At 68.3% G+C, this 12,718-nt stretch carries 16 protein-coding genes; 10 read left to right on the top strand and 6 right to left on the bottom strand.

The annotated features are described in order from the left end of the window. Positions 1 to 123 precede the first annotated feature (123 nt). From ABNQ38_RS03225 to ABNQ38_RS03205, 5 genes are read left to right on the top strand one after another with little or no spacing between them, the layout of a single operon-like run. Entirely contained in the window at positions 124 to 1,485 is a 1,362-nt protein-coding gene (locus ABNQ38_RS03225) for a nitrous oxide reductase family maturation protein NosD (RefSeq protein WP_377805670.1), read from the top strand. After that, positions 1,482 to 2,408 (top strand): ABC transporter ATP-binding protein, encoded by a 927-nt coding sequence (locus ABNQ38_RS03220; protein ID WP_377805669.1) that lies wholly within the window; start codon positions 1,482 to 1,484, stop codon positions 2,406 to 2,408. The genes ABNQ38_RS03225 and ABNQ38_RS03220 overlap by 4 nt, the downstream gene beginning before the upstream one ends. Continuing rightward, complete coding sequence (locus ABNQ38_RS03215) at positions 2,405 to 3,229, top strand: ABC transporter permease (protein WP_377805668.1); 825 nt, start codon at positions 2,405 to 2,407, stop codon at positions 3,227 to 3,229. The genes ABNQ38_RS03220 and ABNQ38_RS03215 overlap by 4 nt, the downstream gene beginning before the upstream one ends. Further along, complete coding sequence (locus ABNQ38_RS03210; protein ID WP_377805667.1) at positions 3,229 to 3,771, top strand: nitrous oxide reductase accessory protein NosL; 543 nt, start codon at positions 3,229 to 3,231, stop codon at positions 3,769 to 3,771. Before ABNQ38_RS03215 ends, ABNQ38_RS03210 begins: the two co-directional genes overlap by 1 nt. Next, positions 3,771 to 4,775 carry an FAD:protein FMN transferase gene (locus ABNQ38_RS03205; protein ID WP_377805666.1) on the top strand — a complete coding sequence of 335 codons (1,005 nt, stop codon included), beginning with the start codon at positions 3,771 to 3,773 and terminating at the stop codon, positions 4,773 to 4,775. Before ABNQ38_RS03210 ends, ABNQ38_RS03205 begins: the two co-directional genes overlap by 1 nt. A gap of 30 nt (positions 4,776 to 4,805) precedes the next feature. Here ABNQ38_RS03205 and ABNQ38_RS03200 read toward each other — a convergent pair whose 3' ends face one another. After that, positions 4,806 to 5,186: a winged helix-turn-helix transcriptional regulator gene (locus ABNQ38_RS03200; RefSeq protein WP_377805665.1), complete on the bottom strand. Its 381-nt coding sequence runs from the start codon at positions 5,184 to 5,186 to the stop codon at positions 4,806 to 4,808. Between the two features lie 73 nt (positions 5,187 to 5,259). On the opposite strand from ABNQ38_RS03200, the gene ABNQ38_RS03195 reads away from it, so the two are divergent. Then, positions 5,260 to 6,240 carry an SDR family oxidoreductase gene (locus ABNQ38_RS03195; protein WP_377805664.1) on the top strand — a complete coding sequence of 327 codons (981 nt, stop codon included), beginning with the start codon at positions 5,260 to 5,262 and terminating at the stop codon, positions 6,238 to 6,240. 71 nt (positions 6,241 to 6,311) lie between these two features. Here the strand turns inward: ABNQ38_RS03195 and ABNQ38_RS03190 are convergent, their stop codons facing one another. From ABNQ38_RS03190 to ABNQ38_RS03180, 3 genes are read right to left on the bottom strand one after another with little or no spacing between them, the layout of a single operon-like run. Continuing rightward, positions 6,312 to 7,223: a U32 family peptidase gene (locus tag ABNQ38_RS03190; RefSeq protein ID WP_377805663.1), complete on the bottom strand. Its 912-nt coding sequence runs from the start codon at positions 7,221 to 7,223 to the stop codon at positions 6,312 to 6,314. A gap of 13 nt (positions 7,224 to 7,236) precedes the next feature. Continuing rightward, positions 7,237 to 8,223: a peptidase U32 family protein gene (locus ABNQ38_RS03185; RefSeq protein ID WP_377805662.1), complete on the bottom strand. Its 987-nt coding sequence runs from the start codon at positions 8,221 to 8,223 to the stop codon at positions 7,237 to 7,239. 6 nt (positions 8,224 to 8,229) lie between these two features. Beyond that, on the bottom strand, positions 8,230 to 8,943 hold the full coding sequence (locus ABNQ38_RS03180) for an SCP2 domain-containing protein (protein ID WP_377805661.1): 714 nt from the start codon (positions 8,941 to 8,943) through the stop codon (positions 8,230 to 8,232). 85 nt (positions 8,944 to 9,028) lie between these two features. Between ABNQ38_RS03180 and ABNQ38_RS03175 the strand changes: the two genes are divergently transcribed. The 3 genes from ABNQ38_RS03175 (at position 9,029) to ABNQ38_RS03165 (ending at position 9,952) form a co-directional block, all read left to right on the top strand. Further along, positions 9,029 to 9,223, top strand: coding sequence for a hypothetical protein (locus tag ABNQ38_RS03175; RefSeq protein WP_377805660.1), 195 nt, complete (start codon positions 9,029 to 9,031; stop codon positions 9,221 to 9,223). Between the two features lie 262 nt (positions 9,224 to 9,485). Beyond that, positions 9,486 to 9,626, top strand: a complete 141-nt coding sequence (locus ABNQ38_RS03170) for a hypothetical protein (RefSeq protein WP_377805659.1) — start codon at positions 9,486 to 9,488, stop codon at positions 9,624 to 9,626. Between the two features lie 173 nt (positions 9,627 to 9,799). Continuing rightward, a complete protein-coding gene (locus ABNQ38_RS03165) occupies positions 9,800 to 9,952 on the top strand; it encodes a hypothetical protein (protein WP_377805658.1) in 153 nt (50 codons plus the stop codon). 35 nt (positions 9,953 to 9,987) lie between these two features. Here ABNQ38_RS03165 and ABNQ38_RS03160 read toward each other — a convergent pair whose 3' ends face one another. Further along, positions 9,988 to 10,650, bottom strand: coding sequence for a hypothetical protein (locus ABNQ38_RS03160; RefSeq protein ID WP_377805657.1), 663 nt, complete (start codon positions 10,648 to 10,650; stop codon positions 9,988 to 9,990). A 275-nt stretch (positions 10,651 to 10,925) separates the two neighbouring features. On the opposite strand from ABNQ38_RS03160, the gene ABNQ38_RS03155 reads away from it, so the two are divergent. Then, entirely contained in the window at positions 10,926 to 11,633 is a 708-nt protein-coding gene (locus tag ABNQ38_RS03155; protein WP_377805656.1) for a hypothetical protein, read from the top strand. A 74-nt stretch (positions 11,634 to 11,707) separates the two neighbouring features. Here the strand turns inward: ABNQ38_RS03155 and ABNQ38_RS03150 are convergent, their stop codons facing one another. Then, positions 11,708 to 12,610, bottom strand: a complete 903-nt coding sequence (locus tag ABNQ38_RS03150; protein ID WP_377805655.1) for an SDR family oxidoreductase — start codon at positions 12,608 to 12,610, stop codon at positions 11,708 to 11,710. Between the last annotated feature and the right edge of the window lie 108 nt (positions 12,611 to 12,718).

The raw sequence follows: 12,718 nt of genomic DNA, 5'->3' as shown, positions 1-12,718 counted from the left end.
GAAGGGTGAGGGATGATCCAAGGATAAAAATCCATGTTCGGATCACCCCTCACCCTCCCGCCTTCGGCGGGTCCCTCCCTCTCCCGGGACGGGAGAGGGGATCCCCCAACCAACGGACGCCCCATGCCTCTCCGCACCGCGACACTCCTCGCCGCCGTCCTGGCTCTGCCGGCCCCGGCGCTCGCCGCCACGGCGACGGTCGCCCCCGGCGGTCTGGAGGCGGCGCTGGCGTCCGCGGCGCCCGGAGACACGCTGGTGCTGGCCGCCGGCGTCCATCCCGGCCCGCTGACCGTCCGCACCCCGGTCACCCTGACCGGAGAGCCGGGGGCAATCATCGACGGGCAGGGCAGCGGCAGCACGCTCACCATCCTCGCCCCCAACGTCACGCTGCGGCATCTGGAAATCCGCAATTCCGGCCTCAGCCTGATCGACCAGAATGCCGGCGTCTTCCTCGGCAAGGAGGCCCGCGGTGCGGTGGTCGAGGACAACCGCCTGCGCGACAATTTGATCGGCGTCTATATCTGGGGCGCCGCCGACAGTCTGGTCCGCCGCAACGACATCGTCGGCCGCACCGACCTGCGCGTGTCGGAACGCGGCAACGGCATCCAGCTGTGGAACGCGCCGGGCACCCGCGTGCTCGACAACAGCGTGCGCGAGGGGCGCGACGGGCTGTTCACCACCTCGTCCCGCAAGAACGTCTTCTCCGGCAACCGGTTCGAGCATGTCCGGTTCGCCGTCCACTACATGTACACCAACGATTCCGAGCTGACCGACAACGTCTCGGTCGGCAACAATGTCGGCTATGCGGTGATGTTCTCCAACAACCTGCTGATCCGCAACAACCGCTCCAGGGCGGACCGCGAACACGGGCTGATGCTGAACAACGCCAACAGCTCGCGCATCGAGGGCAACCTGATCGAAGGCCGCTTCGCCGGCGCGCTGTCCGACGCCGGCGAGGCGCTGCCCGACAGCGACATCCCGCGCGACAGCGAGGCGATGAGCGACCGGCTGCGCAGCGGCACCTGGAAATGCGTCTTCATCTACAACGCCAACAAGAACCGCTTCACCGGCAACCGGTTCGACGGCTGCGAGATCGGCGTCCATTTCACCGCCGGGTCGGAACGTAATAGCCTGACCGGCAACGCCTTCATCGGCAACCGCACCCAGGTCAAATATGTCGGCACCCGCTATCTCGACTGGTCGGAGAATGGGCGCGGCAACTACTGGTCGGACAACGCCGCCTTCGACCTGAACGGCGACGGCATCTCCGACGAGCCCTATCGCCCCAACGACGTGGTCGACCGGGTGATGTGGGAGTATCCGGCGGCCAAGCTGCTGATGAACAGCCCCGGCGTCCAGGTGATCCGCTGGGCGCAGAAGCAGTTCCCCGCCCTGCACCCCGGCGGCGTGATCGACAGCGCCCCCCTGATGACGCCGCCCCCCATGTCCGCATCTGTCCAATCCGCCGAAAGGAAACAGCCATGACCGACTTCACCGCGGAGGTGCAGGGCGTCACCAAGCGCTACGGCGAGACCGAGGCGGTGCGCGGCGTGGACCTGACGCTGGCGCCCGGCGAATGCGTGGCGATGGTCGGCCACAACGGCGCCGGCAAAAGCTCGCTGATCAAGCTGATGCTCGGCCTGACCACCCCGACGGCGGGCCGCATCCGCGTCCTGGGCGGCGACCCGGCCAGCGCCGCCTGCTCCCCCATCCGCCGCCGGATCGGCTTCCTGCCGGAGAATGTCGCCTTCCACCCCAGCATGACCGGGCGGGAGACCCTGGACTTCTACGCCCGGCTGAAGGGCGCCTCCCGGCGCGACAACGACGCGCTGTTCGAAAAGGTCGGCCTTGAACCGGCCGCGATCAGGCGCCGCGTCTCCACCTACTCCAAGGGGATGCGCCAGCGCCTGGCCCTGGCCCAGGCCCTGCTCGGCGGCCCGAAGCTGCTGTTCCTCGACGAGCCGACCACCGGCCTCGACCCGGCGCTGCGCCAGAGCTTCTACGCCATCGTCGCCGAACTGCGCGACCAGGGCACCACCGTCCTGCTGTGCAGCCATGCCCTGACCGAGCTGGAAGGGCAGGCCGACCGCGTCGTGGTGATGAGCCGGGGCCGCAAGGTCGCCGATGGCTCGCTCGCCACCCTGCGCAGCCTCGCCCAGCTGCCGGTCCGCATTCGCCTGACCCTGCCGACCGGCGAGATCGACACACTGGCAGCCAGAGTGGGGGAGGGCGCCGCCCTGACCCGGCTGGCCGGCGGCGTGGTCGAACTGGCCTGCGCCAACGACGACAAGGTCGCCATGGTCCGCCGCATCTCCTGCAACGGCTTGGCCGTCGATGACATCGAAATCCTCCAACCCAGCCTGGACGAGATGTACGCCCATTTCCTGCGCCGGGAGGCCGCCGAATGAACACGCTCCTGATCATCGCCGGCAAGGAACTGCGCGAGGCGACCCGCAACCGCTGGGTCGTCGCCACCACCCTGCTGATGGCGGCGCTGGCCCTGACGCTCAGCTTCCTCGGATCCGTCCCCACCGGCACGGTCGGCGTCGGCCCGGTGGAGGTCACCATCGTCAGCCTGTCGAGCCTGACCATCTTCCTGCTGCCGCTGATCGCCTTGCTGCTGTCCTTCGACGCGGTGGTGGGGGAGATCGACCGCGGCACCATGACGCTGCTGTTGTCCTACCCGGTGGCGCGCTGGCAGCTTCTGCTCGGCAAGTTCCTCGGCCATGCCGCGGTGATCGCGCTGGCGACGGTGGTCGGCTATGGCGCCGCCGGGGTGGCGCTCGCCATGGGCGGCACCGCCATCGGGCCCGACAGCTGGCGTGCCTTCGCCGCGATGATCGGGTCCAGCGTGATGCTGGGGGCCGCCTTCACCGCGCTCGGCTATCTCGCCTCCACCATCGTCCGCGACCGCGGCACGGCGGCCGGCATCGCGGTGGCGGTGTGGCTGTGCTTCGTCCTGCTCTACGACATGGCCCTGCTCGGCATCCTCGCCAGCGGCAGCGGCCTGGGGGTGGAGACGCTGAACTGGCTGCTGCTCGCCAACCCGGCCGACGCCTACCGCCTGTTCAACCTGACCGGCTTCAAGGGCGTCCGCGCCTTCGCCGGCACCGCCGGCCTCGCCGCCCATGTCCAGCTCTCGGTCCCGCTGCTGCTGGCGGTGATGGCCGGCTGGATCGCCGCCCCGCTGGCGCTGGCCGCCGCCCTCTTTTCGAGGAAGCAGATCTGATGCGCACCCTTTCCATCCTGCGAACCGCCCTTCTCGCCGCCGCCCTGCTGCTGCCGCTCGCGGCCTGCAAGCAGGAAAAGGCGGAGGTCGCCCCGCCGCCGCCCGCCACCCTGACCGCCGACGCCATCGGCCATTACTGCGGCATGAACCTCGCCGACCATTCCGGCCCCAAGGGCCAGATCCTGGTGAAGGGGCAGGAGCGGCCGATCTGGCTGTCCTCCGTCCGCGACACCTTCGCCTTCACCATGCTGCCGGAGGAGCCGAAGGAGATCGGCGCCATCTACGTCACCGATGTCGCCAAGGCCAAGGACCCCACCGCCCCCGACATGACGGCCTGGGTGGAGGCGCGCAAGGCCTGGTACGTGCTGGGCAGCAAGCTGCGCGGCGGCATGGGCGAGGCGGAACCCTATCCCTTCTCCGACAAGGCCGCCGCCGAACGCTTCGCCGCCGCCAACGGTGGCACGGTCCTGCGCTTCGCCGACGTGCACGAGGACCAGATCCTCACCCCGCCCGCCGCCACCATGGCCGAGGGAGAGCACTGATGGTCACCCGCCGCCGCTTCCTCGCCATCGGCGCCGTCGCCGCCGGCCTGTCGCTTCTGCCGCACCGCCTGCTGCGGGCGGAAGGGGTTCCCGTCCGGGTCTGGCGCGGCGTCGCGCTCGGCGCCGACGCCAGCCTGTCCATCGCCCATCCCGATCCCGCAGAAGCCGACCGCCTGATCGCGCTGAGCCTGGAGGAGGTCGAAAGGCTTGAGCGCGTCTTCAGCCTCTACCGCCCCGACTCCGCGCTGCGCCGCCTGAACCGCGACGGCTGGCTGGACTCCCCGCCTGCCGACCTCGTCCGCCTGCTGTCCGAGGCCGCCGCCTTCGGCCGCGCCACCGGCGGCGCCTTCGATCCCACGGTGCAGCCCCTGTGGCAGCTCTATGCCGGCCATTTCGAACGCGCGAACGCCGACCCCGCCGGCCCGCCGGAAAGCGCCGTCCGCGCCGCCCGCGCGCTGGTCGATGTCCGCGCCCTGCGGGTGGAGCCCGACCGCATCGCCTTCGCCGCCGCGGGCATGGCGGTGACGCTGAACGGCATTGCCCAGGGCTACGTCACCGACCGCGTGACCGAGCGCCTGAAGGCCGAGGGCATCGGCAACGTCCTGGTCGACATGGGCGAGTTGCGGGCGCTCGGCCACCACCCCTCCGGCCGTCCCTGGACCGTCGGCCTCGCCGATCCGGCGAACTTTGATTTGGCCAACCCGGACCGCACGACAACCACCGTGGAACTCACCGGCGGCGCGATGGCGACCTCGGGCGGCTATGGCACCCGCTTCGACGCCGCCGGCCGCTTCACCCACCTGTTCGATCCCGCGAGCGGGGCCTGCGCCGCCCAATGGTTGGCGGTCACCGTGCAGGCGCCGGACGCCACGACGGCCGACGCCCTGTCGACCGCCCTGTCGGTGGTGGCGGCGGAGCGGGTTCCGGCCATCCTGGCCGCCCATCCCGGTGTCACCGCCCGCTTCACCCACCCCGACGGCCGCATCCTGCGGCTGCCGGCCTGAAGGACGGGGACGAGACCGGCCTCCGCGAGCCTAATCCGCCAACTGGGATTCGTAGCGCAGAGCCCAGTCGCGCAACGTGGCGAAGGTCGGCATCAGGTCGATGCCCGCCTGTGACAGCCCATATTCCACGCGAGGGGGCACGTCGGCGTAAGCGGTGCGGATGACGATGCCGTTGCGCGCCAGATCGCGCAGCTGCTCGGTCAGCATGTGCTGAGTGATACCTGGCAGCGCGCGGCGCAGTTCGCCGAAACGCATCGGTCCAGCGACCAGGCTGCACACGATCTCGATTTTCCATTTGCCGGTAATGGCCCTGATCGCGCGCTGAAAGCGCAGGACGTCGATCTTCTGCGGCCCCGTGCAGTCTTCGCAATCGTTGCCGTAAGTACGCGGCTCGACAGTCTGTTTTTCCATACTACCTCTGAAAATCCATCCTACTTGCTCCTTTTCACTTATATAGGCGAAAGTCGGGGCAAGGAGAAATCGCATGAGCAAAATTCTTGTCACGGGTGGATCGGGTTTCCTCGGCAGCCATTGCATCGCCGCAGCGCTGGCGGCGGGCCACGAGGTCTGCACGACGCTGCGCAGTCCCGACAGGATTCCGCAGGTCCGCGCCATGCTGGCGGCGGCAGGTGTCCATCCCGACCGGGAGGTGACTTTTCATGCCGCCGATCTGAAGCGGGACGACGGTTGGGCCGACGCCGCCGCGGGCTGCGACTACGTCCTGCACACCGCATCGCCTTTTCCGGCGGCCCAGCCGGAAGACGCCGACGACCTGATCGTGCCGGCGCGCGACGGCGCGCTGCGCGTGTTGCGCGCGGCAAGCGACGCGAACGTGAAGCGCGTCGTTCTCACCTCCTCCTTTGCTGCCGTGGGATATGGCCCGGAACCGGCCGGGCACGTCTACACCGAGGAAGACTGGACCCCCGTTGACGCCCCGAACCAACCCTACATCCTGTCGAAGACCATCGCTGAGCGCGCCGCCTGGGACTTCGTCAGGACTAGCGGAACGCCGGAGTTGAGCGTCGTCAATCCGACCGGAATATTCGGACCCGTGCTCGGGCCTCCGCTTTCGATATCGATAAACATCGTCAAGGGACTGCTGGATGGCGCCTTTCCACCCGAGTTGCCGGACATGCGGTTCGGCGTCGTCGATGTGCGGGACGTGGCCGACCTGCACCTGCGGGCCATGACCGAGCCGGCCGCGGCCGGTGAACGGTTCATTGCGGTCAGCGGCGAGCCGCTCTCTCTGCTGAAGGTCGCAGCCATCCTGCGCGAACATCTTGGCGAACTGGCCGCGAAGGTCCCCAGCCGGAGCGCGCCGCCCTCTCCCGACACCCGCCATCGGCGCTCCAGCAGCGTCAAGGCCACACAGCGGCTCGGCTGGTCGCCGCGGCGGAGCGAAGAAGCGATCCTTGCCAGCGCGGAAAGCCTGATCCGATTCAAGCTGCTCGACGCTCTCGACTGAGAGGCGATTTCAAGGGATCGCCCCCGGCCGGAGGCGATCATCGGGCGCAGCCTGCGCGCGTCGTGCCTTTCTCACGCCACCCGCAGAGCCCCCGCGGTGTCGTGGTAGAAGCCGTTGACCAGCGGCGCGTCGATCAGCCCGCCCAGTTCGGCGGCGACCTCCGCCCCGTCGCGGCGCCCGTCCAGCACCGCCCGGAAGGCCTCGGCGACCCGCACCATGTCCATCGCCTGCGGCGACAGGCGGAAGCGGTCCACCCCCATCGCCACCAGCGCCGGCATCTCCGCCGCCAGGCACAGGCAGCCGTGCGACATCGTCTGCGTGCCGTTGACGGTCAGGAAGGGCTGGCCGTCCATCGTCGTCACCGGCATGCCGTCCGGGTCGTTGCCGCAGACGAACTGGCAGCCGTCCTTGTGCAGCCCATGGGCGCGCGCGTGATAGCAGCGGGCCGAGATGGCGAGCGGCGCCCGCCCCCAGACCTGCACCTCGGTCTCGATCCCCAGCTCCCGCCCGGCCTTCGCCAGCACGGCGACGGTGGCCGCCGGCAGTTCCGCCGGCAGCGACACCGCCACCGCCCCGCGCCCGGCCATCCAGCCCAGCGTCGCCTCGTTGTAGACGTTGATTGTCGGCCCGACCGCATGGGGCCGCCCGGCCAGCAGGGCCAGCGCCCCCATGTCGTTCGCCTCGATAAGGCCACCCTCCGGCAGCCCGGCATCCGATCCCACCAGATCGCGCATCGCAGAACGCTCGCGCTCGCTGCCGACCAGGATCGGGCTGGCGAGCCACACCGTCTTGCCGGCGGCGCTCAGCCGCTCGATGACGTCGCCCATCGCCTCGGCGAAGAAGGGCGCCCGCTTGAAGCAGACGATCTCGCCGACGATCACGGTGTCCACCGGCGCCTCGTCGGCGATGCGGGCGTAGAAGTCGCGCCAGCGGTCGACCGGCCAGTTGAACAGCACCGGCCCCAAAGTGAGTGACGCAGTCATTCCGAAAAACCCCTTATCGCCACGCGCGGGTGTAAGCGCCGGTGGTCTGGGTCCCGCCCTCGACCATCGCCTGCAAATCGATGTGCGGCACCGGCCGGCCGGCGGCGAATGTTTCCAGCGCCTCGCGATAGGCGCGGACCACCGCGGCGATATAGGCCTTGCCGCGCTGCCGCCCTTCGATCTTTAGCGCCCGCACGCCGGCCGCCTTCAGCTCTGGCAGCAGATCCATGGCGTTGAGGCTGGTCGGCTCCTCGAACAGGTAGGCCGGCCCGCCCCCGGCGACAAAGCGGCCCTTGCACAGCGTCGGATAGCCGGCCTGCTCACCCTCGCCGAACACATTGATGGTGAAGCCGCCCAGCGTCGAGGCCAGCGACCCGCCCCGCTGCTCGTAGCGGACATGGTTGGCCGGCGAACAGACGCCCTGCTTGTTGGGCGACAGGCCGGTGGCGTAGGAGGACAGCGAACAGCGCCCCTCCGCCATCGGGCAGAGGCCGCCGAAGACGAACACCTCGGTCTCGATGTCGATCTCGGCGTTCAGCCTAGCGATTTCCGGCACTGTCAGCACGCGCGGCAGCACGACCCGGCGCACGCCGAAGGCCTCGCGGTACAGCCGGATCGCCTCGACATTGGCGGCCGACGCCTGGACCGACAGATGCAGCCGCAGGTCGGGATGGCGCTTCGCGGCATAGGCCAGCAGCCCCGGATCGGCCATGATGACGGCATCCACCTTCAGCCGCGCCGCATCGTCCACCGCTTTCTGCCAGGGGGCGAGATTGCCCGCCTGCGGGTAGGTGTTGATGGCGACATAGACCTCGACGCGGCGCGCATGGGCGTAATCCACCGCGTCGGCCACATCCTGCCGGGTGAAGTTCAGGCCCGGAAAATTGCGGGCGTTGGTCTCGTCCCGGAAGCCGAGATAGACGGCGTCGGCCCCGGCATCGACGGCGGCGCGCAAGGCGGCCGGCGTCCCCGCCGGGCAGATCAGCTCGAAATTGTCCATGATCCCTTACGCCCCCGTTCCCGGCAACGTCCTGGGCGGAGTGCCGGGCAGCGTCGCCGCCGTCCCGCCGAGCCGTGCCTCCAGCCGCTCGATCCCGCGGCGCAGCGGTGGCGGCAGCAGCCGGCGCGCCGCGTCGATCCGGTCCAGCACCGGCCCGGCACTGCGCCGCAGCACCGGCAGGGCGCGGGCCAGCGGCCCGACGATGGAGGCAGCGTCGGCCACCAGATCCATCTCGTCCTCGCCGTCCAGCGTGTTGCGCAGCGCGAGGATCAGCGCGGTGTCGCCGGAAATGCTCAGCTCGCGCCGGAAGAACAGCGCATCGCCGTCGATCCGCCCTTCCAGCAGGTCGAGCAGCTTGTCATAAGGCCCCCTGACGACGGCATCGGCATCGGCCCCCGCCTCGCCCACGCCGTCGGCGCCGCGCGGCAGGGCATGCAGCGACAGATCCGGCCCGACGCGCATCAGCAGGGCGACCGGCGCGTCCACCGGCTCGATCAGCACGCGGGCGTCCGGCATCTCGCGCAGGGCCTCGAAGGCGCGTGGATGACGGTCGGCCAGCAGCCGCAGCAGCCGGGCGAGCAGCGCATCGCTGGCCCGCCGCCCCAGCCTGGGCACCAGCCCCAGCCCGGCCCGGCTCAATCCGGTCTCGAACCGGCGGGCCCGCTCGCCGGCGGGGGAACTGGAAACGGAAACAGTCTGTGCGACATCGGGATCGCGCATGGGCGGCTTCCCTCCTCATCGGTCATTCCGCCGCCCATGAAAGCCGGTAACCGCCTGACGTCATTGACCTCGGTCAAGTTCAAGCTTGAAAAAGCCCTTGCGTCAGGCCGCGCTCGCCGGCCCGGAGCGGCCGCTCAAGGTCGTACAGCCGGCGATCCTCCCGGCCGATGCGGTGTTTCAGCGCAGCGACCCGAAGGACCGCCGCGGCCTGCGCGAGGGATTGCGGCAGGTGGCCGATTTTCCGGCCGAAGCATCCGTCATGCCTTCCCTGTTTGTATGAATCTCAACGGTGCATTGCATGCATGTGCGTTGACATTGTAGGTCTCAACGGAGCATACAGTCACTCATTGTATGCAGACATTGCTTGGATTTCCTTCCGGAGGCCCATGCGATGCCATCCGAACAGGAGTGGCCGCCTCTTCGCCACAGCCCCGCCGCCTGCGCTTCCGCCCGCAGACTCCGCAGACAAGGACCCGCGCCCGACCCGACTGCCGTCGGTTTCCCCTGACGGAAGACGGCGTCGCATCCTGGAGACGTTCAAAATGTACGACTGGTTCCCTTTGGTCTTCTTCCCGTTCAAGATCATCGTGTTGGGCACGGGAATGTTCTTCGCCATCAAGTGGCATCACGACAAGGCGAAGCAGGAACGGGCAAAAAAGGACAGCGAAGCCGGCAGACCGTAAGCGCCCGCCGAAGCTGCCGGGCGCCGCTCGATCCGCGCTTCGAAACAGGCCGGGCTGTGGCCCCCCTCACAGCGCCGGAAGCCGGATGCGTCCAGGATCGCCCCATCGCCGCCGACCGTCCCCGGTCGATTGAACGGCACCGAGATGTCAGCCCTTTCGGACGGAGCGATCCCATGACCATCCTCTGCATCAGCGCCGCCACGTCGATCCTGAGCCTGGGCCTGCTGGCCGGCTTCGACCTCTGCGCCTCTCTGCCGCCGAAAACCGCCGGGGCAAGGGCCGCCGCTTCCGCCCGCCGGCGGTCCGGCGAGGACATGATGGGGTGAAAGGGGCATGCGCCGAAGGCGACGGGACACTGTCCCTATTCGTTTCTGATCACCCTGTTGACGGCCTTGGTTATATCGGGGCTGCTCTTGCTCCTGACCCAGTTTCCGGCCTCGGTACAATCGTACCTGATGGCCTTCGCACGGACCTGGATGGCATGAGGGGCTTTGACATCCACATCCTTGGTTCTTCCCGTCTTTTTGTCCAGGACGGGCATCGTCATTTTTGTATTGCTGACGATCACCTTCATCTCTATCGCATGCACATACAGCTTTGCCAGTTCCGCCCGTTTATCCTTCTCCGTGACGGCCCGCGAAATGGCCTTCTCGACCTCGGATTTATCGATGTTGAAGAACTGGTTGGAAATAATCAGAAGCTCTTTCACCTTCAACTCTACCGCACTGTGCCGCTTGTTCGTCGTTGCGGTAAGGGGCGTCAGGTTTTCGCTCACCCCCGGTCCACCCATGTTGTCGTTCAACAGATGGCCGGCGATCCACTTGACCTTCGGATGGTCTCTTCTCAAAGCGGTGATGCAGCGCGGGGCGTTTCTCTGCGGCTTGCTGCCGTAGTTGGAAGACGCAATGGCGCCCGGCCCCATGATCACATGCACGGATGTGCCGCCACCGCCGCCCGCCAGCTCCCTGCCCCATTTCGGGGCCATGAAATATATTGGAACGGATGGAATCTGTACTCTGGCCATCGGAGACCCTCATTCTCGTGACTGACGGGTGAGCGCCCAGGCGGCGTCGCGTCGATTGACGAGGGCTATTCTAATCATACTTGCTTTCGAAATTTAATACTCGCGTCAAAGTTATCGAAAACAACCAATGCGTTTTCCGCCACGATCGGTCTCGGCATTTCGTCCGGGAAGGGTCTGCAAGCCATCTCCAACCCGTCTTTGCAAAAATGACATCCTTAGAAGAATAATTTCCTATAACCTTTCCGCGACCGTCCCCTCAGTCGCGGAGCCACGCCATGCCTCTCGATCCCCGCAGCTTCACCGACGACAATTTCCCCCGCTGGGCCGAAGAGCCGCCGACCCCGTCGGACGGCGCGCTGGTCCCCGGTTCGCAGTTCCATGAGGAACAGTGGATCATGGCCGCCGGCATGCTGGCGCGCGGCAACAGCTTCCTTCAGGTCTCGCGCGCCATGGGGTGCAGCCGCACCACGCTGTGGCGGGCCTATTACGGCTCCAAGGATTTCCGTCACAGGGTCCGGTGGGAACGGCAGGCGCTGAACCGCGAGGCTGAACTGCGCCTGTCCTCGCTGCGGGTGCTGGTGGTCGAGCAGATCGAGCGGCTGGTCACCTCCGGCGATCCCGCCACCGTGCGCTGGCTGGCCGAGCGGCTCGGCCTCATCCCCGGTCTCGGGACCGCCCGCACCGCCGCGCGGGACAGTCGGGAGGTGGCACCGGAGGCGAGGCCGGAAGACAGGCCGCGGGCGCCCCGCCCGGAAGACCCGCCCGCCGTCACCGTTCCCGAACTGGATGACGACGACATCCCCGGCGCTCTGCGCGAGCGCCATCCGCCCAGCCCGGCGATGGTTGCCGCCGTGCTTGCCCAGCCGGAGGCCGCCGGGCCGAAGGGCGTCTTCCCCTATACGCTCAACCAGTACGAGGAGTATCCCAACCTCAACCCCGGCCCGGTCGGCCGCCGCGCCGCCGGTGCCTTCGGCCGGCGGTAGAGGGGCGGCCGGGCGATGGAACATCCGCTGGAAAACGTTCCACACCGTTCCATCCTCCCCCGAAGGATCCTTCCTTACGGTTGCCCGCTGCCGCCCGCCGCACCGTAGACATGGCCGGTGGTGAAGCTGGCGTCCTCCGCGGCGAGCTGGACATAGATGCTGGCAAGCTCGGCCGGCTGGCCGGGGCGGCCGAACGGGGTCTGGCTGCCGAACTGCTTCAGCTTCTCCTGGCTGGCGCCGCCGCTGACCTGAATCGGGGTCCAGATCGGGCCGGGAGCCACGCCGTTGACGCGGATGCCCTTGTCCGCCAGCTGCTTGGCCAGCGACTTCACGTAGTTCATCGTCGCCGCCTTGGTCTGGGCATAGGCGTAGAGGTCGGGCGTCGGGTCGTAGGCCTGTTCCGACGTGGTGCCGATGATGACCGATCCCGGCTTCAGGTGGGGCAGGGCGGCCTTGATGATCCAGAAAGGGGCGTAGATGTTGGTCTTCATCGTCGCGTCGAACTCCTCGCTGCTCAGGTCGAGGATCGACGGGATGGCCTGCTGGCGTGCGGCGTTGCAGACGACGATGTCGAGCCCGCCCAGGCCGGCGACGGCATCGGCCACCAGCTTTTTGCAGAAATCCTCGTCGCGCAGGTCGCCGGGGATCGCCACCGCCTTGCGCCCGGCCTCCTCGATCAGGGCGACGACGTCCTGGGCGTCGGGCTCCTCGGTCGGGAAATAATTGATGGCGACGTCGGCGCCCTCGCGGGCATAGGCGATGGCGGCGGCCCGGCCCATGCCGGAATCGCCGCCGGTGATCAGCGCCCTGCGCCCGGCCAGCCGGCCGGAGCCCTTATAGCTGGTCTCGCCATGGTCGGGCGGCGGATCCATGTCGCGGGCCAGCCCTGGCCAGGGCTGCGACTGGCCGTTGAAGGGCGGGCGCGGATATTTCGTGCGGGGGTCCTGCGGCGTGACGGTGTCGTCCTTGCGGTCCATGCCTGTCTCCTGATCCGGCGTTCTGTGTGCGATGCGGCGATGCCTCGCACACAGAACCGGACGGGGACGGAAATGGTTGCCGCAACCCTGCCAATCAGCGAAACGGCC

This window comes from Azospirillum sp. A29 (assembly GCF_042604625.1).
Classification (GTDB): Bacteria; Pseudomonadota; Alphaproteobacteria; order Azospirillales; family Azospirillaceae; genus Azospirillum; species Azospirillum palustre.
This window is presented reverse-complemented; position numbering and strand designations above follow the sequence as displayed.